This window comes from Kitasatospora purpeofusca, from assembly GCF_036010405.1.
Taxonomy (GTDB): domain Bacteria; phylum Actinomycetota; class Actinomycetes; order Streptomycetales; family Streptomycetaceae; genus Kitasatospora; species Kitasatospora purpeofusca.
The window spans coordinates 9248075-9269646 of record NZ_CP108561.1 but is presented as its reverse complement, the minus strand read 5'-3'; the positions used below and the strand labels follow the sequence as shown (position 1 = coordinate 9269646).

The 21572-nt window shown below is 74.7% G+C and carries 19 protein-coding genes; 13 read left to right on the top strand and 6 right to left on the bottom strand.

What is annotated here, in order from left to right; genetic code table 11:
* The first annotated feature begins 135 nt into the window (after nucleotides 1-135).
* The 5 genes from OG715_RS40320 to OG715_RS40300 all read left to right on the top strand — a co-directional run bounded on the left by OG715_RS40320 (nucleotide 136) and on the right by OG715_RS40300 (nucleotide 5043).
* On the top strand, nucleotides 136-639 hold the full coding sequence (locus OG715_RS40320; RefSeq protein ID WP_266272225.1) for a hemerythrin domain-containing protein: 504 nt from the start codon (nucleotides 136-138) through the stop codon (nucleotides 637-639).
* A 125-nt stretch (nucleotides 640-764) separates the two neighbouring features.
* Nucleotides 765-2003 (top strand): cytochrome P450 family protein, encoded by a 1239-nt coding sequence (locus OG715_RS40315; protein WP_266272226.1) that lies wholly within the window; start codon nucleotides 765-767, stop codon nucleotides 2001-2003.
* 61 nt (nucleotides 2004-2064) lie between these two features.
* Nucleotides 2065-2772, top strand: coding sequence for a TetR/AcrR family transcriptional regulator (locus OG715_RS40310; RefSeq protein ID WP_266272228.1), 708 nt, complete (start codon nucleotides 2065-2067; stop codon nucleotides 2770-2772).
* Nucleotides 2773-2982: 210 nt separating this feature from the next.
* The gene (locus OG715_RS40305; RefSeq protein WP_266272229.1) at nucleotides 2983-4104 is read left to right on the top strand and encodes a hypothetical protein; all 1122 of its coding nucleotides are present in this window, start codon (nucleotides 2983-2985) and stop codon (nucleotides 4102-4104) included.
* 159 nt (nucleotides 4105-4263) lie between these two features.
* Complete coding sequence (locus OG715_RS40300; protein WP_266272230.1) at nucleotides 4264-5043, top strand: VOC family protein; 780 nt, start codon at nucleotides 4264-4266, stop codon at nucleotides 5041-5043.
* A gap of 40 nt (nucleotides 5044-5083) precedes the next feature.
* Here OG715_RS40300 and OG715_RS40295 read toward each other — a convergent pair whose 3' ends face one another.
* Nucleotides 5084-7957: a hypothetical protein gene (locus OG715_RS40295; protein WP_266272231.1), complete on the bottom strand. Its 2874-nt coding sequence runs from the start codon at nucleotides 7955-7957 to the stop codon at nucleotides 5084-5086.
* Nucleotides 7958-8241: 284 nt separating this feature from the next.
* Between OG715_RS40295 and OG715_RS40290 the strand changes: the two genes are divergently transcribed.
* From OG715_RS40290 to OG715_RS40280, 3 genes are all read left to right on the top strand, one after another.
* Nucleotides 8242-8904: a hypothetical protein gene (locus OG715_RS40290; protein ID WP_266272232.1), complete on the top strand. Its 663-nt coding sequence runs from the start codon at nucleotides 8242-8244 to the stop codon at nucleotides 8902-8904.
* Between the two features lie 152 nt (nucleotides 8905-9056).
* Nucleotides 9057-9524 carry a MarR family winged helix-turn-helix transcriptional regulator gene (locus OG715_RS40285; RefSeq protein WP_266272233.1) on the top strand — a complete coding sequence of 156 codons (468 nt, stop codon included), beginning with the start codon at nucleotides 9057-9059 and terminating at the stop codon, nucleotides 9522-9524.
* A 47-nt stretch (nucleotides 9525-9571) separates the two neighbouring features.
* Nucleotides 9572-10021 carry a hypothetical protein gene (locus tag OG715_RS40280; protein WP_266272235.1) on the top strand — a complete coding sequence of 150 codons (450 nt, stop codon included), beginning with the start codon at nucleotides 9572-9574 and terminating at the stop codon, nucleotides 10019-10021.
* Between the two features lie 56 nt (nucleotides 10022-10077).
* Here OG715_RS40280 and OG715_RS40275 read toward each other — a convergent pair whose 3' ends face one another.
* A complete protein-coding gene (locus OG715_RS40275) occupies nucleotides 10078-11610 on the bottom strand; it encodes an FAD-dependent monooxygenase (protein WP_266272236.1) in 1533 nt (510 codons plus the stop codon).
* Nucleotides 11611-11710: 100 nt separating this feature from the next.
* Between OG715_RS40275 and OG715_RS40270 the strand changes: the two genes are divergently transcribed.
* The 5 genes from OG715_RS40270 to OG715_RS40250 all read left to right on the top strand — a co-directional run bounded on the left by OG715_RS40270 (nucleotide 11711) and on the right by OG715_RS40250 (nucleotide 17581).
* Nucleotides 11711-12346, top strand: coding sequence for a TetR family transcriptional regulator (locus OG715_RS40270; protein ID WP_266272237.1), 636 nt, complete (start codon nucleotides 11711-11713; stop codon nucleotides 12344-12346).
* Nucleotides 12347-12541: 195 nt separating this feature from the next.
* Nucleotides 12542-14113, top strand: a complete 1572-nt coding sequence (locus OG715_RS40265) for a Re/Si-specific NAD(P)(+) transhydrogenase subunit alpha (protein ID WP_266272238.1) — start codon at nucleotides 12542-12544, stop codon at nucleotides 14111-14113.
* 5 nt (nucleotides 14114-14118) lie between these two features.
* Complete coding sequence (gene pntB, locus OG715_RS40260) at nucleotides 14119-15594, top strand: Re/Si-specific NAD(P)(+) transhydrogenase subunit beta (RefSeq protein ID WP_266272239.1); 1476 nt, start codon at nucleotides 14119-14121, stop codon at nucleotides 15592-15594.
* Nucleotides 15595-15827: 233 nt separating this feature from the next.
* The gene (locus OG715_RS40255; RefSeq protein ID WP_045943636.1) at nucleotides 15828-16247 is read left to right on the top strand and encodes a YciI family protein; all 420 of its coding nucleotides are present in this window, start codon (nucleotides 15828-15830) and stop codon (nucleotides 16245-16247) included.
* A complete protein-coding gene (locus OG715_RS40250) occupies nucleotides 16220-17581 on the top strand; it encodes an RNA polymerase sigma factor (protein ID WP_266272240.1) in 1362 nt (453 codons plus the stop codon). The genes OG715_RS40255 and OG715_RS40250 overlap by 28 nt, the downstream gene beginning before the upstream one ends.
* Nucleotides 17582-17699: 118 nt before the next feature.
* Here the strand turns inward: OG715_RS40250 and OG715_RS40245 are convergent, their stop codons facing one another.
* From OG715_RS40245 to OG715_RS40230, 4 genes are all read right to left on the bottom strand, one after another.
* Nucleotides 17700-18407, bottom strand: a complete 708-nt coding sequence (locus OG715_RS40245) for a DUF3152 domain-containing protein (protein ID WP_266272241.1) — start codon at nucleotides 18405-18407, stop codon at nucleotides 17700-17702.
* A 222-nt stretch (nucleotides 18408-18629) separates the two neighbouring features.
* A complete protein-coding gene (locus OG715_RS40240) occupies nucleotides 18630-19421 on the bottom strand; it encodes an ABC transporter permease (protein WP_266272242.1) in 792 nt (263 codons plus the stop codon).
* Entirely contained in the window at nucleotides 19418-20404 is a 987-nt protein-coding gene (locus OG715_RS40235) for an ATP-binding cassette domain-containing protein (protein ID WP_266272243.1), read from the bottom strand. The genes OG715_RS40240 and OG715_RS40235 overlap by 4 nt, the downstream gene beginning before the upstream one ends.
* A gap of 124 nt (nucleotides 20405-20528) precedes the next feature.
* Nucleotides 20529-21374 (bottom strand): DUF4097 family beta strand repeat-containing protein, encoded by an 846-nt coding sequence (locus OG715_RS40230; protein WP_266272244.1) that lies wholly within the window; start codon nucleotides 21372-21374, stop codon nucleotides 20529-20531.
* Nucleotides 21375-21572 lie beyond the last annotated feature (198 nt).

Genomic DNA, 21572 nt, shown 5'->3' with positions numbered 1-21572 from the left:
GATGAACGCACCCGGGGCACCCGGCCCGGCGCTTGCCCGGGCGGACGAAGGTGTGATCGGATCGCGGCGGCATCGCGTGCCGGTGACGGACTGCGTCAGGCATGGAGGTGCGACAACCGAAGGGACGGCCCGAACGTGGCTTCCCAGGACGGCGGCCGTACGGCCGCCCTCGGCCGGCAGCTCTCGCTGGCACACGACGAACTGCGTCGCCTGATCAACGACCTCAAGAACGACCTCAAGTCCGGTGCGGGGCAACGGCGCACGGGCGGGGGCGGGACGCTCGCCGCCCACTGTCTGGCCTTCTGCAGCGCCCTGGAGACCCACCACCGGGGCGAGGACGACGGACTGTTCGCGCAGTTGGTGCGCGAGCGGCCCGATCTGGCGGGGACGGTCGCGAAGCTGGTCGAGGACCATGAACTGATCTCCTCGATCCTGACCCGGGTCGCCGAACTCGCCCGGCAGGCCGCCACCGGCGATGGCCGGGGCCCGGACGAGGCGATCGGGCGCGAACTCGACGGGCTGGCGGCGATCATGGAGTCGCACTTCCGGTACGAGGAACGGGTGATCGGCGCGGCGCTCGACCGGACAGTCCCGGACGGCGACTGGCCGGAGCGGGTCTTCCGCCCCGTCCGGACGTGACCCCGTCCGGACGTGACCCCGCGACGGTGACGCGCGGGGGCGGCCGCGCCCCGCTCCCCCGGCCCGGATCCGTCCGGGCCGGGGGCCCTGTCGGCCGCCCGGACGGCCCCGGCGAGAATGACCCGGTGACCACAGTTCTGAACCCCGCCGACGCCGCGTTCGCCCGCGACCCCTACCCGTACTACGCCGGGCTGCGCGCGCAGGGCCCGGCGGCCCGGGTGGACCTGTCCAACGGCACCTCGGCCTGGCTGGTGACCGGCTACCGCCAGGCCCGGGCGGTGCTGGCCGACCCCCGGTTCTCCAACGTCCCGGCGCCGCGGGCCGGCGGGTCCGCCCGGGTGGGACCGGCGGCCGGGGCGCGGTCCGTGCTGGAGCGCCACATGCTCAACACCGACGGCGGCGAGCACCGCCGCCTGCGCCGGCTGGCCTCGGTGGCCTTCACGCCCCGCCGGGTGGACGCCCTGGGCGAGCGGATAGCCCGGCTCACCGAGGAGGTGCTCGGCGGGCTCGCGGAGCGCCTCGGCCGCGAAGGGACCGCCGACCTCGTCGACGACTTCGCCTTCCCGCTGCCCGTCCTGGTGATCGGCGAGATCCTCGGCGTGCCCGAGGAGGACCGGGCGGACCTGCGCACCTGGACCTACCGGGTCGGCTCCCCCGCCGGCGCCCTCGCCCCCGGCGAGATCGACGACGCCTGGCAGAGCCTGCACCGGTACTTCACCGGGCTCATCGCGGTCAAGCGCGAGCAGCCCGGCGAGGACCTGTTCAGCCTGCTCGCCGCCGACGAGGACGCCGAGGCGCTGGACGACACCGAACTGCTGGCGATGGCGTTCCTGCTGCTCTTCGCCGGCTACGAGACGACCATGAACCTGCTCGCCTCCGCCTCGCTGCTGCTGCTCGGCCACCCCGGCGAGCTGGCCGCGGCCCGGCGGGAGGGCGAGCCCCGGTGGGGCGCGGTGGTCGAGGAGACACTGCGCCACGCCAGCCCGCTGGAGGGCACGACCTGGCGGCGCACCAGCGAGGAGGTCGACCTCGGCTCCGGAACGGTCGTCCCTGCGGACTCCTCCGTCCTGGTCGTCCTGGCGGCCGCCAACCGCGACCCGGAGGTCTTCCCCGACCCGGACGCCTTCCGGCCCGACCGGTTCGCCCCCGGTGACGGCCGCGCCCTGCCGCACGTGGCCTTCGGGCACGGCCCGCACATCTGCCTCGGGGCCCGACTGGCCCGACTGGAGGCGACGATCGCCCTGCCCCGACTGTTCGACGCCCTGCCCGCGCTGTCCCTCGCCGCCGACCCCGCAGCCCTGCCGTACCGGCCGGGCCTCCTGGTGCGCGGCCCGCGCAGCCTCCCGGTACGGCGAGCGGAGTAGATCCGCGCGATCCACGCGTTCCCCCTCCCTACGTCAATGCCGTTGACATACTCTGGCGGGCATGACCGAACGTGTGGTTCCCGAGCCCGAGCGGAAGCGCCGCCGGCCCACCAAACAGGGCGTCGTCCTGTCCTCCGAGCTGATCGTCGACACCGCGCTGCGGCTGGTCGGCCTGCACGGCGCCGAGGCGCTCACCGTCCGGCGGCTCGGGGCCGCGCTCGGCGCCGACCCGAGCGCGGTGTACCGCTACTTCCACAGCACCGACGACCTGCTGATCGCCATCGCCGACGAGCTCATCGGCCGCGCCCAGCACGGCTGGCGGCCCACCGGCGAATGGCGGGCCGATCTGCGCGCCATCGGCCTGCGGATCCACGCCGCCTACCAGGCCCACCCCCAGGCCGCCCTGCTCGCCGCCCACCGCACCACCGGCCGGGCCAACGAGATCACCGCCGTCGAGAACATCCTCGGCATACTGCGCAACGCCGGCTTCCCGGACCCCGAGGCCGTCCGCATCTACCACGCCTTCGTCGACCAGAGCCTCGGCTTCGCCGTCCTGGACGCCGCCGCCCTCGCCCTGCCCTCGGCCGCACTGAGCGCCGACTACCAGGTCTGGCAGGCTTCCTACGCGCGCCTCGACGCCACGACCCACCCGCACATCGCGGCCACCGCGCACCTGCTGACCGCCGACATGAACCGCAGCGCCTACCCCCACGCGCTCGACCTCCTCCTCGACGCCGCCGAGGCACGGCTCGGGAGGTCCGGCGGCTGAGCAGGGCGGCCGGTGGGCGTCCGGCAGAAGGCCGGTGGAAAGCCGGTGGAAGTACATTCGCCGTCGCGGCCGGCCACCGGGCCCGGGTGACCTGCGGCGCCGCACCCCGGCGGACCGCCGCACCCCCGGAACGGGGGCTTCCCCCGGCCGGGCGGGCGGCCGAGGATACGCCGGGATCCCGACGCCGCACGTCCGAAGGGCAGTTCACCCATGCTTGACCACCTCACCGGGCACAGCCGCCGCACCGCCCGGCTCGGCCGCCGCCTCGCCCCGGCCTTCGCGCTGGCCGCCGCCCTCGTTCTCGGCACCACCGCCCCCGCGCCCGCCGACCCGCTCGGCCTCCCGGCCGCCCAGGACCTCGTCGGCGTCGGCGGCCAGGCGACCCAGAGCCTGCTGGACCAGTTCTCCACCGACTACAACGCCGTCCTGGCCGCCGGCGGCGACACCACCTCGCCCCGGCTGACCGGCTGGGACTCGGCCGGGCAGAGCCCGATCGTGCCCAAGTACGGGTCGTCCCTCATCTACCGGCCGTTCAGCACGGACGCCGGCGTGATCGCCATGGACATCTTCGGCTCGACGACCGTCAACTACGCCCGGGCCGTCCGGCCGCCGAGGCCCGCCGACCCCGCCTACCTGCTCTTCATCGGGATGGCCAAGGACGCCGTCAGCTGGGCGGCCCCCGCCGGCGGCAATGCCCCGGCCTCGCTGACGACCGCCCAGCTGGCCTCGATCTACTCCTGCCGGACCACCAACTGGCGCCAGATCAGCCCCGTGCTGCCCGATGCGGTCATCCACCCGGTCGTCAGCGGCAACGTCACGGTGGACCGCGACGGCGTGCACGGTTCGGGGCTGGACGCGACCTCCTACTTCCTGGAGAAGATCGACTACGCCCGGGTGGTCGCCCAGGACCCGGTGACCGACCACTCCTGCGTCGGCGTCGTGGCCCGCGAGAACCAGGGCACCGACCCGGTCCTCCAGGACCCCGACGCCCTGGTGCCGTACTCCGTCGGCCGCTACGTCGGCCAGGCGTACGGCGGTCACACCACCCCCGGCGACGAGCCCGGCCCGCTCACCCCGCGCGGCATCAACGGGGTCGCCGCGGTCAACACCACCACGCACGCCATCAACCCGCAGTTCGCGGCGACACCGTTCGGCCGGATCGTGTCCAATGTCGTCCGCCAGAGCGAGTGGACCGCGCAGAACGCCAACGGCGCCGCGCTGCGCGCCGTGTTCGGCCCCACCGGGTGGATCTGCGGGCACGTCCTGACCACCGTCCGCAGCCACGGCTTCCAGCCGCTGCCGGGCTCGGTGTGCGGGACGGCCATCCACTGACGGAGCACTCGGGCCCGTCCGCCGCCCGGCCGTCGGTCGGTCGGGCGGCGGGCGGGCGGCGGGCGGGGCGGGGCGGCGGACGGGGCGGCGTGTCGAACGCCGGATCGGAACTCCCGAGGAGAGGGTGACCGGCGGGGGATCCCACGAGGAGGAGCGAGAATGCCCGAAGTCACCACTCCTTACCCGACCGGCACCCCGTGCTGGGTCGACCTGATGGCGAAGGACCAGCAGGCCGCGCTGGACTTCTACCGCGACCTGTTCGGCTGGCAGGGCACGCCCGGGCCCGCGGAGTTCGGCGGGTACGCGGTCTGCGAGCTCAACGGCCGGGCCGTGGCCGGCATCGGCCCGACGATGAGCCCCGACGGCGCGCCGGAACCGCCGACCGTCTGGACCGGCTACCTCGCCAGCACCGACGCGCAGGCCACCCAGGACGCGATCGTCGCCGCCGGCGGCACCCTGCTGGCCCCGGTGATGGACGTCGGCGCCCTGGGCCGGATGCTGGTGGCGGCCGACCCGCAGGGCGCGGTGTTCGGCGTCTGGCAGCCGGGCGAGTTCTTCGGCGCCCAGGTGGTCAACGAGGCCGGTGCGCTGACCTGGAACGAGCTCCACACCAACGACGTGCCGGCCGCCACCGCGTTCTACGGCGCGGCCTTCGGGATCGAGATCGAACCGCTGGACGGCGCCGACTCCTACTGGGAGCTGCGGGTCGGGGGCCGGGCGGTCGGCGGGGTGACCCTGCTCGCCGGCGACCCGCCCGGTACGCCGCCGCACTGGCTGACCTACTTCGCGGTGGACGACGTGGACTCCACGGTGGACGCGCTGGTCAAGGCCGGCGGCACCGTCCTGGCCCCGCCGTTCGACATGATGGCGGGCCGGATGACGGTGGTCACCGACCCGCAGGGTGCGCCGTTCGCGATGATCAAGCCACAGCCCCTGTAGATCCTCGGCGCGACCGGCGGTGGACCCGGAACGGCCGGGGTCACCGCCGGTCGCCCGCCCGGAGTTCGGTGGCGATCTGCCGTCGGCCGGAGACGGCCGCCTCCAGCACCACCGCGGCGCAGACGAGCAGCGCCACGCCGGCCGTCGGCAGCAGCACCGGCAGGACGCGGGGCACCAGCCGGTCCCCCACCGGCGCGCCGACCAGCAGCGACAGGTCGAAGGCCGGTCCGAGCAGGGCGACGGCCCCCGCCGCGACCACGGCACCGCCGGCCACCGCGGCCAGCGTCTGCGGCACGGTCTCCGCGACGATCAGCGCCAGCCCCTCCCGGGGGCGGAGCCCCATGGTGCGCAGCCGGGCGAGCACCGCCGCGCGGTCGGGCGAGGCCCGCAGGACGGTGAGCAGGACGGCGAGCAGGGCGAAGGCGACGCCGGCGACGGCCGCGGACCGGAAGAGCCGGACGGTGGAGTGCTGGAGCGGGTCGGCGGCCAGGGCGGCGGCGGTCTCGCGGGCGGTGCGTACGAGGTAGCCGTCGGGGATGCCGCCGGGCTCCTCGCTCACCTCCCGGGCCTCCTCGCGGAGCAGCCCGGCCAGGCCCGACGCGTCGGCCAGGCCGCGTGCCGCGAAGAGCGGGCGCAGCCGGTCGCCGTCGATGTCGCCGACGGCGAACCAGTTGTCGGGCCGGGCGAGTTCGGGCAGGCGGGCGGCGGCGGCGCCGACCGGCACGACGACGAACTCGCGGACGGCCTCGGGGAGGGCGGGGGTGGCGGGGGTGGTGCCGACGACGGTGGCGAGCAGTTCGCCGCCGGGTGTCCGCAGCCGCTGCGGGCCGGGGGTGAGTTGTGCGGCGAGGCCGGGGCTGACCAGGGCGGGCACCGGCGCGTCGGACGGGGCGACGGTGGACGGCGCGGTGTCGGACGGCGCGGCGTCGACCAGGACGGCGGGATCGGCCAGGACGGCAGCGTCGTTCAGGAGGGCAGGGTCGAACGCGCCGGCCCCGACGGTACGGGCGATCTCCGCGTAGGCCCGGGGCTCGACGACGACGAGGGTGACCTGTACGGCGAGCCGGCCGGCACCGAGGAGGTAGGTCTGCCGCTCGATCCGGACGCCGGTCGAGGCGCGGACGCCCGGGAGCGCGTCGGCGGCCGTGACGAAGGCCTCGGGCAGCGGCGCGTCCTGCGGGACCAGTACCGCGGCGTCGCCGCCGACCGCCGTGCGGGCCGCACGCAGCCGGGCGCCGTCGACGGTGTCGAGGAGGGTCGCGCCGAAGCCGGCGGTGGTGACGGCGAGCAGCAGGGCGAGCGCCGGCAGAACGGCGGGGCGGTGGCGACCGCTGGAGTCGCGGGCGCTGCGGGCGAGGCCGAGGAAGGCGATCGGGCCGCGGCCGCGCCGGGCGAGGGCGGCGAGCCGGCCGACGACGGGCGGCTGGATCCGGGCGAGCAGCAGACCGCCGCTGAGCGCGACCAGCAGCGGGGCGGTGACCAGCAGTGGATCCGGCCCGCTCGCCGGCGGGGCGGCGCCCCGGCGGCGGACCTCGGCGACGGCCGCGCCGGTGACGGCGAGGACGAGGAGTTCGCCGACCGCCCGGCGCCGCCCGGACGCCCGGGCACCGTCGGGAGGGCCGCCGGTGCCCGGGGGGCGGGAGAGCAGGGCGGCGGCGCGGACCGGGAGGGCCAGGACGGCGAGCAGTGTCGCGGCCACTGCGGCGAGGACGGCGGCGGTCCAGCGGGGGGTGGGCAGCAGGACGAGCGCGAGGGCGGTGGCAGCCCCGGCTGCCGGCAGGACGGTCACCGCGCTCTCGCCGAGCAGGCGCAGCAGGATCCCGGCGCGTGAACCACCGCGGGCCTGGAGCAGCCGCAGTTCGGCGGTCCGCCGGTCGGCGGCGAGGGCGGCGGCCAGGCAGAGCACCACGGCGGCGACGCCCGCGACGCCGGCGGGACCGATCGCGGCGAGCGGGGCGGTGGCCCGGTGGCGGGCGGTGGCCTCGGCGAGGACCTCGGGCAGCAGGGTGCCGAGGGTGAGGTCGGGCCGTCCGGTCACCTCGGCGGCCAGGACGGCGCCGGGCCCGGCCAGGTAGGAGGCGGCGCCGGAGCGGAGGGCGGCGAGCCGGTCGGCGCGCAGGGCGTGCGGGTCGACGGGCAGCCGCCAGAAGTCCTCGCCGCCCCCGCCCCAGGCGAGCAGGGCCGGGCGGCTGTCGCCGGCGGCGAATCCGGCGGTCTCCCATCGGACACCGCCGCCGTCGAGGGTCTTCAGGCAGGCGCGTTCGGGGCAGGGCAGTTCCTGCCAGTAGCGGTCGTGGGGATCGTCGGCGCGGTAGAGGCCGACGATCCTGGCGCGGGCGGCGGGTCCGCTGTCGACGGTGTCGCCGACCCGGAGGCCGATGGTGTCGGCAGCCCGCCGGCTGACGGCGATCGGCAGCGGTTCGCCGGGGGCGGCCGGTCCGGGCCAGGCGCCGTCGGTCAGGGTCGCGTGTCCGGCGAGCCCCTGGAGGTAGAGCAGGTGGAGTTGCGGGGCCATGCCGCCGGGGCGGTCGTAGCCGTCGTTGAGCATGGCCCGGTCCGTGAGGGCGCGGGTGCCGTGGTGCTCGCCGTCGCGGGTGAGCGGGAGGTCCCGGATGATCTGTCCGACCAGCCGGTCGCGGGCCGAGTCGAGCTCGGCGGCGGGGGTGTCGGGGCGCGGGCGGGCGGTGAGGTGGAGGCTGGTCGCCTTGACGCCGCGGTCCTGGGCGAAGGCGGCCAGCGCGCTGTTCGCGCCCCGGTCGGTGGCCCGGGGCAGCGCGGTGACGGTGAGGACGGTGACGAAGGCGAGGACGGCGGTGAGCGCGGCGGCCGTACGCGCCGAGCGCAGCCGGGTCCGCACCCAGGGCGCGGGCCGGTGCTCGTCCTCGCGGCGACCGCGCTCGCGGTACGTCAGCATGCTGCCCCTCCCCCGACGGGCACCCGGAGCACCGGAGTACCCGGAGCGCCCGGCCCACCGGTCACCGGCCCCCGCTCACCGAATAACGGACGATGCTGCCAGACGCGCCCGCGGGAGGGAAGGTCCGTTCGGGCAGAACGGCGGCGGAGGCAACGGGGCTGCGTCGGGCGGCGCCCCGCCGGACAAGCAGTTGCGGGGAGACATCCTCGGAATGTGCGCCGGCGGGTCGGCGGCCACCCGTCCCGCGACGGTCGCCGTCAGTGCCGCGTGGCACAGTTCCGCCCATGAACATCACCACCACCCCGCACAGTTGGGACCGGGCCGTGGCGCTCTTCGAGCAGCGCCGCCTGCCCTCCGACTCCTACGAGAACCTCTACGAGGAGCAGTACGACGTCCACACCGGCGCCCTGACGATCGACGGCCACCTCGACCTCGACGCCACCGAGCCCGACGGCACCGGCTTCATCGTCGACGGCGACCTGCTGGTGGACGGCGCGGTGCTCAACACCGACGACGGCTGCCCCGCGCTGGTCGTCCTCGGCGACCTCCGGGCGGCCGCCGTCTTCCTGGAGGGCGACGCCAAGCTGATCGTCGGCGGGGACGTCCACGTCGGGGCCTTCGTCGGCCATATGACGGACAAGCTGGTGATGATCCACGGGGACCTCAGGACCGGGGTCACCGTGCTGTCCGCCGAGTTCGAGCCGGACCTCGTCGGCGGCGAGTTCTTCGGGCCGATACTCCGCCCGCCCTACCTCGCGCCCTCCCCCGACGCCGTGCCCGTCCGCCCGGAGACGGTGCTGGTCCCCGAGGTGCTGCGGACGGCGTCCGACACCGACCCGGACGAGTGGCGGGGCTTCGACACCCCCGGTGTCCACGGCGGCCGGCTGCTGCGGCGGATCGAGGCCGGGCTGCCGGTGACCCTGGCCGAGCAGGCCGCCAGGGGCTGACGGCCGACCTCCGGGGCAGCAGGGGCGTCGGGCGGGGCGACGCCCCGGCCGGGCCCTTCTCCCTTGCCTTCAACCGCACTTCAAGTCCTACGGTTCTCGTACGACCGCACCGCGTGCGGGCCGCACACCCGAGACACCAGGAGGGGACCCCCGTGTCGACCCAGCAGATCTCCGACGCAGAACTCGCCGGCCAGCCCGCCGCCTACTGGACCGGTGTCGCCTACGAGGCCCTGATCGCGTTCACCCGGGCCCGGCAGGCCGAGAAGGGCTACACCCAGCCGCAGTTCTGGCTGCTGCGCAATCTGTCGAAGAACGACATCTCGCCGGACGGAGCGGGCCTGACCGTGCCCGAGCTCCGGGCGGCGATGGCCTCCTACCTCCGGCCCGAGGACGACCTGACGGCGGAGGCCGTCGTACTGGTGGAGCGCGGCTGGCTGACCCGGGACGCCGACCAGCGGCTGTGGCTGACCGAGGAGGGCGAGCAGGCCCGGGTCGACCTCGCCCGCAACGCCCCCGCGATCCGCGCCGCGATCCACGCGGGCATCGACGACGCGGACTACGTCACCGCGCTGAAGGTGCTCCGGCAGCTGATCCGCAACACGGGCGGGACCGTCGACTGACGGGCCCGGACCGGGCGGGGCGGCCGCGCGGTGGGAGGATGTCCGGTATGACGGATTCGCACAAACCGACCGAGCCGACCGAGCCGGACAGGTCGGACAGGTCGGACAGGTCCCACGAGCCGGACGGGACACCCGGGCCGGACGTGTCCGGCGACGGCGTGGCGGTCGAGGCGCTGCTGCGGGAGGCCGGCGCCGACGCCGCCGGGGCACTGTGGCGACTGACCGGCACCGAGCGCCAACTGGACGCCAACGTGGTGCGGTTGCGCCCCGGGGCGACCGTCGCCGGCCATGTGGAACCCGACCTGGACGTGCTGGTCCTGGGCCTCGCCGGCCGGGGCACCCTGCGCTGCGCGGGTGTCGAGCACGCGCTGGAGCCGGGCGCGCTGCGGCTGCTGCCGCACGGTGCCGAGCGCGCGGTGGCGGCGGGGGCGGAGGGCGTCGTCTACCTGACGGTGCACCGCCGCCGCCCGGGCCTGGCCGTCCGCCCCCGCCCCTGACCGCGCCACCCGCACGGGCACCGGCACCGGCACCGGCACCGGCACCGAGGCCCTGATCACCTGGTGGCACCGAGGCGCGCCAGGTAGGCGTGCACCGGGCCGGGCTCGGCGGCCGCGGTGACCAGCGCGATGTGGTTGTCCGGCCGGACCAGGACGAGGGCCTCGCCGGTCACACCGTAGGCCCGGCGGACCTCGCCGTCCCGGTCCTCGACCCGCACCGGCCGGACGTGGCCGGGCAGTCCGGCGAGGTCGGGGCGGGCGCCCGCGCCGAGGCCGAGCAGGGTGAAGTCGTCGCCGGCGAACCGTTCGAAGAGCCGCCCCGGAGCGCCGTCCGGACCCGGGCAGGGGCCGTCGGGCGCCCGGTCCCCGGCGCGGAGCTGCGCCTCCGCGTCGCCCTCGGCCGGGGCACCTCCGACGGCGAGGCTGCTCCACCGGTAGCCGAGGGACAGGCCGGTGAAGTCGCCGACCCCGCCGGCCTCGACCCCGATGCCGGGGGTGTCGATCCCCGCCACCACGGCCGCCATCCCGGCGCTGGTGATGTCGAGCGTCCACGCGGCGATCGGCAGCCGCTCCTCCTGGTAGGTGTCCAGCAGGGCGGGCGCGGCGAGCCCGCGCACCACGTGGCCGAGCTTCCAGGCGAGGTTCCAGGCGTCCTGGATGCCGGTGTTCATGCCGAGCCCGCCCGCCGTGGGGTGGACGTGGGCGCAGTCCCCGGCCAGCAGGACCCGGCCCTCGCGGTAGCGCTCGGCCATCCGGACGTTGACCCGCCAGGTGGACAGCCAGGTGGCGTCGTCGAGCCGGATGTCCTCGCGGCCGGTGTGCTCGACCGCGAGCCGCTGGAAGCTCTCCAGCGACGGCGGGACGATCGAACCGTCCGCGGCGGTCTCCGGGCTGGCCTGGAGCTGCCAGCGGGGGCTGCCCTCGAACGGGCAGAGCATGAAGGCGCCCTTCGGCCCGAACCACTGGTGCCAGGCGCCCGGCTCCAGGCCCTCGACCACGACGTCGCCGCAGACCATCATCGGCTCCGGGTCGCCCTCGCCCACGAAGGGGATGCCGAGCAGTTTGCGCACCGTCGAGCGGCCGCCGTCGCAGGCGACCACGTACTCGGCGGCGATCCGCCGGCCGTCCGCGAGCACGGCCTCCGCCCCGTCGGCGTCCTGCCGGACGTCGACCAGTTCGGCGCCGAGCTCGACCTCCACCCCGAGGGCGGCGAGCCGCTCGCGCAGCAGCGCCTCCAGCTGCGGCTGCTGCAGCCAGCGGCTGGCCGGGTAGGGGGTGGTGGCGCTGGGCCGGGCGCCGGCGAACGGCTCGGTCTCGTTGACGAAGGCGCCCTCGAAGTACTTGCGGAACGGCAGGTGGGTGCGGCCCAGCGCGGCCAGTTCCTCGGCGATGCCCAGGTCCGCGAGGATCTCCAGGCTGCGGGGGTTGAGCGTCTTGCCGCGGGAGCCGTCGGCGTGGGCGGTGGCCCGCTCCAGGACCCGCACCGCCACGCCCTGCCGGGCCAGCCCGCAGGCCAGCGTCAGTCCGGTCGGCCCCGCTCCCACGATCACCACGTTCGTCATGGTCGCCACGTTCGCCGTGTTCGTCATGTGTGTGCCCGTCCCTTCCGGTTGTCGATGGCTCCATGAAACAGCAACTCGGTAACGAATACAACCCAGTAACGAATTTATCCGGGTTATGATCCTTGGCATGAGTCCGAGCGAACCAGAACCGGGTCTGCGGACCCTCAAGAAGCAGCGCACCCGGCAGACCATCGCCGATGTCGCCATCGCCCTCTTCCTCGACCGGGGCTTCGCCCAGGTCTCGGTGGCCGAGATCGCCGCCGCCGCCGAGGTCTCCAAACCCACCCTGTTCCGGTACTTCGCCACCAAGGAGGAGCTGGTCCTGCACCGCTTCGCCGACCACCGGGGCGAGGCCGGCCGGGTGGTGCGCGACCGCGCCGCCGGGCTCACCCCGCTGGACGCCCTGGAGCGCCACCACCTGGCCGGGCTGGCCGCGCACGAGCCCCAGACCGGACTGAGCGACGACCCCGAGGTGCTCGCCTTCCTCCGGCTCGTCTACGGGACCCCGGAACTGTCCGCCCAGCTCCTGGACTACGTCGACGCCGACGCGGACGCGCTCGCCGAGGCCCTGGACCCGCAGGGCGGCATCACGGCCCGGCTGTTCGCCGCCCAGTACGTGGCCGTCCGCCAGGTGCTCGCCCGCACCGCCTGGGAGAGGCTGGCCGCCGGACAGGACATCGCCGAGGCGGGCCCGCAGGCCGTCGCCGAGACCGCCACCGCCTTCGCCCTGCTGCGCGAAGGAGCCCGCGCCCAGGGGTTCTGACCGCGACCCGCCACTCCCTGGCGTCCCGGGCGGCGCAGCGGACCCGCCGCCCGGTGAATCGGTGAAGCACGTCACGGCCTCGCCCCGGTGCCCCGGCGGGTCAGGGCGGGTAGGTTCCTGCCTCCAAGGGGAGCGACGCTCCCCCGGACGCGGATCCCGCCGTCATTGGCTCCTCCCAGGAGAGAGGCACGAGTGATGTCTGCACAGGACGCCACGCACCACCCCCCGCGGCGCATCGGTGTGGTCGCCGAGTCGACCGCCGGGGAGACCCGGGTCGCCGCGACACCGTCCACGGTGCGGGGGATCCTCGCCCTCGGCTACGAGGTCGTGGTCGAGTCCGGGGCCGGTACCGCCTCCGGCTTCACCGACGAGGCCTACACCGATGCCGGAGCGGGCGTCGGGGACGCCTGGGCGGCCGACGTCGTACTGAAGGTCAACGCGCCGTCGACCGCCGAGGTCGCCCGGCTGCGCGACGGCGCGACCCTGATCGGCCTGCTCGCCCCGGCGCAGCGGCCCGATCTGCTGGAGACGCTGTCCGCGCGCCCGGTCACCGCGCTGGCGCTGGACGCGGTGCCGCGGATCTCCCGCGCGCAGTCGATGGACGTGCTCAGCTCGATGGCCAACATCGCCGGGTACCGGGCGGTGATCGAGGCGGCGCACGTGTTCGGCCGCTTCTTCACCGGCCAGGTGACGGCCGCGGGCAAGGTCCCGCCGGCGAAGGTCCTGGTGGCCGGTGCCGGTGTGGCCGGGCTCGCCGCGATCGGCGCCGCCTCCAGCCTGGGCGCGATCGTCCGGGCGACCGACCCCCGGCCGGAGGTCGCCGACCAGGTGAAGTCCCTCGGCGGGGAGTACCTGCCGGTGCGGGTCGCGCAGGAGGCGAGCACCGACGGCTACGCGAAGGCCACTTCGGCCGACTACGACCGGGCCGCGGCCGCGCTCTACCACGAGCAGGCCCAGGACGTGGACATCGTCATCACCACGGCGCTGATCCCCGGCCGGCCGGCCCCCCGGCTGCTCACCGCCGAGGACGTGGCGGCGATGAAGCCGGGCAGCGTCGTGGTCGACATGGCCGCCGCGCAGGGCGGCAACGTCGAGGGCACGGTCGCGGGCCGGACGGTGGTCACCGGCAACGGCGTCACGCTGATCGGCTACACCGACCTCGCGGCCAGGCTGCCCGCCCAGGCCTCGCAGCTGTTCGGCACCAACCTGGTCAACCTGTTGAAGCTGCTGACCCCGGGCAAGGACGGGCAGCCGGTGCTGGACTTCGAGGACGTGGTCCAGCGGGCGGTGACCGTGGTCCGGGCGGGCGAGGTCACCTGGCCGCCACCGCCGGTCGCCGTGTCGGCCGCGCCCGCGGCCGCCGCGACGCCCGTGACGCCGGCGGTCGTGGAACCGGCCCGGCCCCGGCTCACCCCGGCGGCCCGGTTCGGCCTGATCGGCGCCGGGATGCTCGCACTGTTCCTGCTGATCGCTTTCGCCCCGACCCAACTGGCCCAGAACTTCACGGTGTTCGCACTCGCCGTGGTGATCGGTTACTACGTCATCGGCAAGGTCCACCACGCCCTGCACACCCCGCTGATGTCGGTCACCAACGCGATCTCCGGGATCGTGGTGATCGGCGCCCTGCTCCAGATCGGGCACGGGAGCGCGACCGTCACCGTGCTCTCCTTCGTGGCGATCCTGCTGACGAGTGTGAACATCTTCGGCGGCTTCGCCGTCACCCGCCGCATGCTGAGCATGTTCTCCTCGTCCCCGGAAAGGCGCTGAGCCCGATGACGTCCACGACGGCGGCCCACGCCGCGGATCTCGTCGCCGCCCTGTTGTTCATCCTCAGCCTGGCCGGGCTGTCCCAGCACCGGACCTCCCGCGCCGGGGTCGTCTACGGCATCGCCGGGATGGCGCTCGCCCTGGTCGCCACCGTGGTGGTCGCGTCGAGGAGCATCAGTGCCGGGGCGGTCGCCCTGATCGTCCTGGCCATGGCGCTGGGCGGAGCGGCCGGGCTGTTGCGGGCCCGGCAGGTCGAGATGACGCAGATGCCGGAGCTCATCGCCGTGCTGCACAGCTTCGTCGGCCTCGCCGCGGTGCTGGTCGGCTGGAACAGCTACCTGGAGGTGGAGGCGCACGGCGCGGCGCAGACCGCCGTCTCCGGGGACCTGCTGGGCATCCACCACGCCGAGGTGTTCATCGGCATCTTCATCGGGGCGGTCACCTTCACCGGGTCGATCGTGGCCTTCCTCAAACTGTCCGCCCGGATCGCCTCCCGGCCGCTGGTGCTGCCCGGCAAGAACGCGCTCAACATCGGTGCGCTGGCGGCGTTCGTGGGGCTGACGGTCTGGTTCACGGTCAGCCCGGGCCTGGCGGCGGTGATCGCGGTCACCGTCCTGGCGCTGGCGCTGGGCTGGCACCTGGTCGCCTCGATCGGCGGCGGCGACATGCCCGTCGTCGTCTCCATGCTCAACAGCTACTCCGGCTGGGCCGCGGCGGCGGCCGGCTTCCTGCTCGACAACAACCTGCTGATCGTCACCGGCGCGCTGGTCGGCTCCTCCGGCGCCTATCTGTCCTACATCATGTGCCGGGCGATGAACCGTTCCTTCCTCTCGGTGATCGCGGGCGGTTTCGGCATCGAGGCCGCCCCGGGCGGGGCCGAGGAGCAGGGCGAGCACCGGGAGGTCCGGGCCGAGGAGGCCGCGCGGCAGCTCGCGCAGGCCAAGTCGGTCGTCATCACGCCCGGCTACGGCATGGCGGTGGCGCAGGCGCAGCACCCCGTCGCGGAGCTCACCCGGCGGCTGCGCGAGCGCGGTGTCGAGGTCCGCTTCGGCGTCCACCCGGTCGCCGGGCGGCTGCCCGGGCACATGAACGTGCTGCTCGCGGAGGCGAAGGTGCCGTACGACATCGTGCTGGAGATGGACGAGATCAACGACGACCTCGCCGCGACCACCGTCGTCCTGGTCATCGGCGCCAACGACACCGTCAACCCGGCGGCCATGGACGATCCGGCCAGTCCGATCGCGGGCATGCCGGTGCTGCGGGTGTGGGAGGCGGAGCGAGTGATCGTGTTCAAGCGGTCGATGGCGTCCGGCTACGCCGGGGTGCAGAACCCGCTGTTCTTCCGCGAGAACAGCGTGATGCTGTTCGGCGACGCCAAGCAGAGCGTGGAGGACATCCTCCGGGCCCTGGACGCCGACGGCTCCGGGGGCGCGGCCGCTGTCGTCCGGCCGGTGCCTCCGGTGGACCGGGCGGGCGTGTAGCGGCGGGCGTTCAGCGGGCGGCGTTCAGCGGGCGGGTGTGCGGCGGGGGCATCGCGCCGCACGCGGGCTCGCGGGAGGCGCCGGGAGGCGTCAGGGGGCGTCCGGAGAGAATTCGCTCCGGACGCCCCCCGTCGTGTCGATCCCGCGCCGTCCCGTTCGACCTGGGGTAGAGAGGGTCGGACAGCGACTCCCCGTACCGACCCCGTACCGATCCCGTACCAAGGAGAACAGCCATGGCGAAGTACATGTTGATCATGCGTGGCAGCGACGAGACGCGCGAGAAGATGATGGACACGCCCTTCGAGGAGATCCTCGACATCATGGGCCGCTACAACGACGAGCTGATCCGGGCCGGGGTGCTGATCGCCGCCGAGGGGCTCGACGACGCGTCGACGGGCGTGGTGGTCGACTTCACCGGGGAGGCGCCGATTGTCACCGACGGGCCCTACGGTGAGACCAAGGAACTGTTCGGCGGCTTCTACATCCTCGACGTGGCTTCGCAGGACGAGGCGGTCGCCTGGGCGAAGCGGCTGCCGTCCCTCCCGGGGATGAAGATCGAGATCCGGCGGGTGCCGGGCATCGACGAGTTCCCGCAGGACAACAAGTGGATCATCCAGGAGCGGGAATGGCGCGAGCGGACCGGCCAGCTCTGAGCACCGGACCGACCGACGGCACCGGCGGGTCCGCCGGGCACCTCGACGGCCCGCCGGGCACCGAGGCCGCCCGGCGGGCCGTCGAGGCCGTGTGGCGGATCGAGTCGGCGCGGATCGTCGGCGCCCTCACCCGCTTCACCGGCGACTTCGACCTCGCCGAGGACGTCGCCCAGGAGGCCGTGGCCGAGGCCCTCGTCGCCTGGGCGCGCGACGGCGAGCCGGCCAACCCGGTCGGCTGGCTGCTCGCCACCGGCCGGCGCCGCGCCATCGACCGGTACCGCCGCCGCTCCGCCCTCGACGAGCGCTACGCGGCCCTGGCCGGCCGGCTGACCGAGGGCGGGGCGAGCTCCGGCGCCGATCCCGTCCCCGGCCACCCGGACGACCTGCCGTGGGACCCGGACCTGATCGAGGACGACGTCCTCGCGCTGATGTTCGTCGCCTGCCACCCCGTGCTGTCGCCCGAGGCCCGCGCGGCGCTGACCCTCCGGGTGGTCGCCGGACTGTCCAGCGAGGAGATCGCCCGCGCCCTCCTGGTGCCGGTGCCCACCCTCCAGGCCCGGATCACCCGGGCCAAGAAGACCGTCGCCGCCGCCGGCGTCCCCTTCGCGGTGCCCCCGCCGGAGGAGCGGCGCGAGCGCCTCGGCGGGGTGCTGAGCGTGCTCTACGTGCTCTTCACCGAGGGTTCGACGGCGACCAGCGGGGACCGGCTGCTGCGCACCGACCTCGCCTACGAGGCGATCCGGCTGGCCCGTACCCTGGCCGCGCTGCTGCCCGGGGAAGCGGAGGTGTCCGGCCTGCTCGCCCTGTTCGAGCTGACCGCCGCCCGCTTCCCCGCGCGCACCGGGCCGGACGGCGAGCCGGTCCTGCTGGAGGACCAGGACCGCCGCCGGTGGGACCGCTCGGCGATCCGGCGCGGACTGGCCGCGCTCGACCGGGCCACCGCCACCGGCCACGGCCTGGGCCCCTACGGTCTCCAGGCGGCGATCGCCGCCTGCCACGCCGGGGCCCCGTCGGTCGCGGAGACGGACTGGCCGCGCATCGTGCTGCTCTACGAGGCGCTCGGACGGGTCGCGCCCTCCCCCGTGGTCGACCTCAACCGGGCGGTCGCCGTCGCCATGGCCGCCGGACCGGAGGAGGCCCTGCGGATCGTCGACGGGCTGGCCGCGTCCGGCCGGCTGTCCGGCTCCCACCTGCTGCCGGGCGTGCGCGGCGAACTGCTCACCCGGCTCGGCCGCACCGCCGAGGCCCGGTCGGAGCTGGAGCTCGCCGCCCGGATGTGCCGCAACACCCGCGAGCGCTCGGTGCTGCTGCGCAAGGCCGCCGCCCTGGGCTGACCGGCCGGGGGCCGGGTCGCCGCGGCGCGGTCGTCCCTGCCGTCAGGACACGTCAGGACACGTCAGGGCAGGGCAGGACACGTCAGGGCGGGGCAGTTCAGGGCGCGGGCAGGGCGGTTCAGGGCACGGGCGTCGCGGTGGAGGCGACCACCGGCGGGCCGGTGATCAGGGTGCCGTCCTCGGCGTACGGCGTGCCGTTCGGCACACAGCCGTGCAGCCCCTTGATCTGCTGCATCATCACCGGCGCCGGAGCACCCTGGCCCGGGCAGTCGACATGGCCCTCGCCGAGGATGTGACCGACCTCGTGGTTGACGGCGAGCGCGTGGTAGAGCTCGGGCTTGCCGGTGTAGAACTCCGACAGGTCCTGCCAGCGCTTGAGGTTGATGACGACCTGCTTGCCCGCCGCGCAGTTCACCCAGCCGCCCGTGTCCAGGCCGTACTGTCCGCAGATCCGGTCGGTGGACTTCGGGGTCGCCAGGTAGACGGTGAAGTCCACCGGATCGGCGTCCACCCGCTGGAAGGACCGCTCACCGCCGGCGGCCCAGCCTCGCCGGGTGTCCCCGAGCACGGCGTCCACCTCGGCGGCGAACTGCGCGGGCGTGACCTTCAGCCCGTTCTCCGCCCGCACCTTGTACCGGTAGAGGTGCTCCCCGGCACCGACCCGCTCCGTGCCGCCGGGCGCCGTGGTGAAGGCCAGGGCCTTCGGCGCGGCGTCCGCCCACGGCTGCCACCACCAGGTGCCCGCCCCCACCGCGGCGACGACGACCAGGGCGATCGCTCCGAACCTCGCCCGCCCCGCGGGCAGCCGGGCCGTCACCCGGCCCACCGGGCGACGGCCCCGCGTATGGAGCGGCGGAAGGCCGGGGCCGCCGCGGTGACGGCGGCCCGGGAACGACCCCTTCGGGGGCGGATCAACACATCGTTCATACCGAATAGGACGATTAGAGACCCTTCCGCGGTTCACCCGATCTTGATCGGGTTCTCCGGGGCGGTCAGGCTCGGGGCCGTGCCGGCACCCGCCACCGCGTCCGGGATCCCGCCCGCCGGCTCACCGGGGGTCCCGGTCGAAGAGCCGCTTCGACCAGCGGTGGCCCAGCGCCGTCAGAGCCAGGCACCAGGCGACGGCGAGCCAGCCGTTGTTGCCGATCCCGGTCCCGAGCAGCAGCCCGCGGAGGGTCTCGATGGCGGGGGTGAAGGGCTGGTACTCGGCGATCGGCCGGAACCAGCCCGGCATGGCGTCCAGCGGGACGAAGGCGCTGGAGACCAGCGGCAGGAAGATCAGCGGCAGCGCGTTGTTGCTGGCCGCCTCGGCGTTCGGGCTGACCATTCCCATCCCGACCGCGATCCAGGTGAGCGCCAGGGCGAACAGGGTGAGCAGCCCGAACGCGGCGAGCCACTCCAGCAGCGTGGCGTCCGTGGAGCGGAAGCCGACGGCCGCTCCGACGGCGCCGACCACCACGACGCTGAGCACCGCCTGCAGCACGCTGCCGACGACGTGCCCGGTGAGGACCGACCCCCGGTGGATCGCCATCGTCCGGAAGCGGGCGATGATGCCCTCGGTCATGTCGTTGGAGACCGAGACGGCGGTGCCGACCGTGGTGCCGCCGATGGTCATCAGCAGGATGCCCGGGACGAGGTAGGCGACGTAGGCGGAGCGGTCGGCTCCGGCCCCGCCGATCCCCGCGCTCATCACGTCGCCGAAGACGTAGACGAAGAGCAGCAGCAGGACGACCGGCGTGAGCAGAAGGTTCAGGGTCAGCGACGGGTAGCGACGGGCGTGCAGCAGATTGCGCCGCAGCATGGTCGACGAGTCGCGGACGGCGAGGGAGAGGGAACTCATCGGGCGACCTCCTGGGTGCGGTGCGGCGGAGTGGGACCGCCGGTCAGGGCGAAGAACACGTCGTCGAGGTCGGGGGTGCGGACGGTCAGCTCGTCGGCCTCGACCCCGGCGGCGTCCAGGCGGTCGAGGATCTCGCGCAGCCGGCGCTGGCTGCCGTCGGCGGGAATCCGCAGGGTCAGGGCCGCGTCGTCGCGCTCGGCGTCCGCCAGCGAGGCGGCGGCCGCGCGGTGGGCGGCCGGGTCGGTGAACCGGAGCCGGACGTGCCCGCCGGGGACCAGCCGCTTCAGCTCCTCGGCCGTGCCCTCGGCGACGATCCGGCCGCCGTCGATCACCGCGATGCGGTCGGCCAGTTCGTCGGCCTCGTCCAGGTACTGGGTGGTGAGGAGGACGGTGGCGCCCTGGGCGACGAGTTCGCGGACGATCCCCCACATGGTGTGGCGGCTGCGCGGGTCGAGGCCGGTGGTGGGCTCGTCGAGGAAGATGATCCGCGGCTTCCCGACCAGGGTCATGGCGAGGTCGAGGCGGCGTTTCATGCCGCCCGAGTAGCCGGAGGCGGGCTTCTTGGCGGCCTCGGCCAGGTCGAACCGCGCCAGGAGCTCGGCGGCGACCCGGCGGCCCTCGCTGCGGGGCAGGTGGTGCAGGTCCGCCATCAGCAGCATGTTCTCCTCCCCGGTGATCAGCCCGTCCACCGCGGAGAACTGCCCGGTGACGCCGATCGCGGCGCGCACTCCGTCCGGGGAGTCGGCGAGGTCGTGGCCGGCGACCTGGGCGTGCCCGCCGTCGGCCCTGACGAGGGTGGAGAGGATCTTCACCGTGGTGGTCTTGCCGGCGCCGTTGGGCCCCAGCAACGCGAACACCGAGCCGGCCGGGATCCGCAGGTCGATGCCGTCGAGGACGGTGCGGTCGCCGTAGGACTTGCGCAGGCCGACCGCGGTGACGGCGGCGGGCGGCGGAGGGGAGTCGGGCTGCCTGGACGTGGGCATGACAAGCGAGGGCATGTGGTCCTCCCGTTCGGGGACTCGGTGACGACTGGCCTGGGACTGGGTCTGGAGCTGGGGCCGGGAATTGGCGGCCGGGGACGGTTCGGGGCGGGGCGGGGCGGTGGGATCAGGGCTTGGCGCGGAGGACGTCGATGTTGCCGTACCGGGTGCGGGCGCGGACCTCGACGGTGTCCTCGGACTTGCCCGGGGCGTCGGAGGCGGAAAGCATGTTGCGGACCTGCCCGGAGGCCGAGCCGAGGTCCAGCCAGGCCGCGGTGCCCTCCCGGATGCCGACCTCGATGGCGCCGTAGGACGTCTCCAGTTGGACGCTGCCCCGGGCCACCTCGCCGATCCGCAGGGTGCCGTGGGCGGTGGTGGCGGCGACCGAGCCGCCGGCCCGGCGGACCTCGATGTCGCCGTTGGCCCCGCTCACCCGCAGATCGCCGTTGGCGAGGTCGACGGTCGTGCTGCCGTGGGTGTTCTTCAGTACGGCGGGGCCGTCGATCCGGCCGATCCGCACACTGCCGGAGCTGGTGGTGACCTCCGCCTCGCCCTCGATCCGGTCCACGGTGATCGAGCCGTGCGCGGCGGCCAGCCGCAGCGGGCCCGTGGTGTCGAAGCGGACGTCCCCGGAGGAGGTCTTCACCTCGGTCTCGCCCAGCCGCCCCTCGCCCAGCACCTGCGCCCAGGCGCCGCCCACCTCGATCCGCGAGTCCGCGGGGAGCTCGACCGTGACGTCCACGGTGCCGACGCGGCCGACGAGGTAGCGCGGCTTGGGCGTCCGGACGGTGAGGACCCCGGCGGCGTAGCCGATCTCGGTCTGCTCGGCGGACCGCACGTCCAGGTCCTTCTTCGGGTCGCGCGGCCGCACCTCGACAACGGTGTCCGGCCGGTCGACGGCGATGAAGTGGATGGAACCGGCCTCGACGTGCGCGGTGACGGCGATCGGGTCGGGAGTGTCGAAGGAAGGCATGGTGATCCCGTCCTCGGGGGTGTCTGGTGGGGGGCCTGGCGGCGGGGTCGGTCCGGCGGGTGGCGCTACCGATGGTGGCGCTACCGGCAGACCGACCCGACCTTGCGGCGCGGGTTCCCGGCATACGGGATGAGGTTCATGACGCCATGATGGCACCATGATGACGCCAAGTGCAAGCCTTTTATGTGCCCGAGTGGC

Bases quoted from the DNA above. Each gene is read 5' to 3' on its own strand.
- OG715_RS40310 (WP_266272228.1), top strand. From the start codon at position 2,065: ATGACCGAACGTGTGGTTCCCGAGCCCGAGCGGAAGCGCCGCCGGCCC.
- OG715_RS40305 (WP_266272229.1), top strand. From the start codon at position 2,983: ATGCTTGACCACCTCACCGGGCACAGCCGCCGCACCGCCCGGCTCGGC.
- OG715_RS40300 (WP_266272230.1), top strand. From the start codon at position 4,264: ATGCCCGAAGTCACCACTCCTTACCCGACCGGCACCCCGTGCTGGGTC.
- OG715_RS40295 (WP_266272231.1), bottom strand. From the start codon at position 7,957: ATGCTGACGTACCGCGAGCGCGGTCGCCGCGAGGACGAGCACCGGCCC.
- OG715_RS40290 (WP_266272232.1), top strand. From the start codon at position 8,242: ATGAACATCACCACCACCCCGCACAGTTGGGACCGGGCCGTGGCGCTC.
- OG715_RS40280 (WP_266272235.1), top strand. From the start codon at position 9,572: ATGACGGATTCGCACAAACCGACCGAGCCGACCGAGCCGGACAGGTCG.
- OG715_RS40275 (WP_266272236.1), bottom strand. From the start codon at position 11,610: ATGACGAACACGGCGAACGTGGCGACCATGACGAACGTGGTGATCGTG.
- OG715_RS40270 (WP_266272237.1), top strand. From the start codon at position 11,711: ATGAGTCCGAGCGAACCAGAACCGGGTCTGCGGACCCTCAAGAAGCAG.
- OG715_RS40265 (WP_266272238.1), top strand. From the start codon at position 12,542: ATGTCTGCACAGGACGCCACGCACCACCCCCCGCGGCGCATCGGTGTG.
- pntB (WP_266272239.1), top strand. From the start codon at position 14,119: ATGACGTCCACGACGGCGGCCCACGCCGCGGATCTCGTCGCCGCCCTG.
- OG715_RS40255 (WP_045943636.1), top strand. From the start codon at position 15,828: ATGGCGAAGTACATGTTGATCATGCGTGGCAGCGACGAGACGCGCGAG.
- OG715_RS40250 (WP_266272240.1), top strand. From the start codon at position 16,220: ATGGCGCGAGCGGACCGGCCAGCTCTGAGCACCGGACCGACCGACGGC.
- OG715_RS40240 (WP_266272242.1), bottom strand. From the start codon at position 19,421: ATGAGTTCCCTCTCCCTCGCCGTCCGCGACTCGTCGACCATGCTGCGG.
- OG715_RS40235 (WP_266272243.1), bottom strand. From the start codon at position 20,404: ATGCCCACGTCCAGGCAGCCCGACTCCCCTCCGCCGCCCGCCGCCGTC.
- OG715_RS40230 (WP_266272244.1), bottom strand. From the start codon at position 21,374: ATGCCTTCCTTCGACACTCCCGACCCGATCGCCGTCACCGCGCACGTC.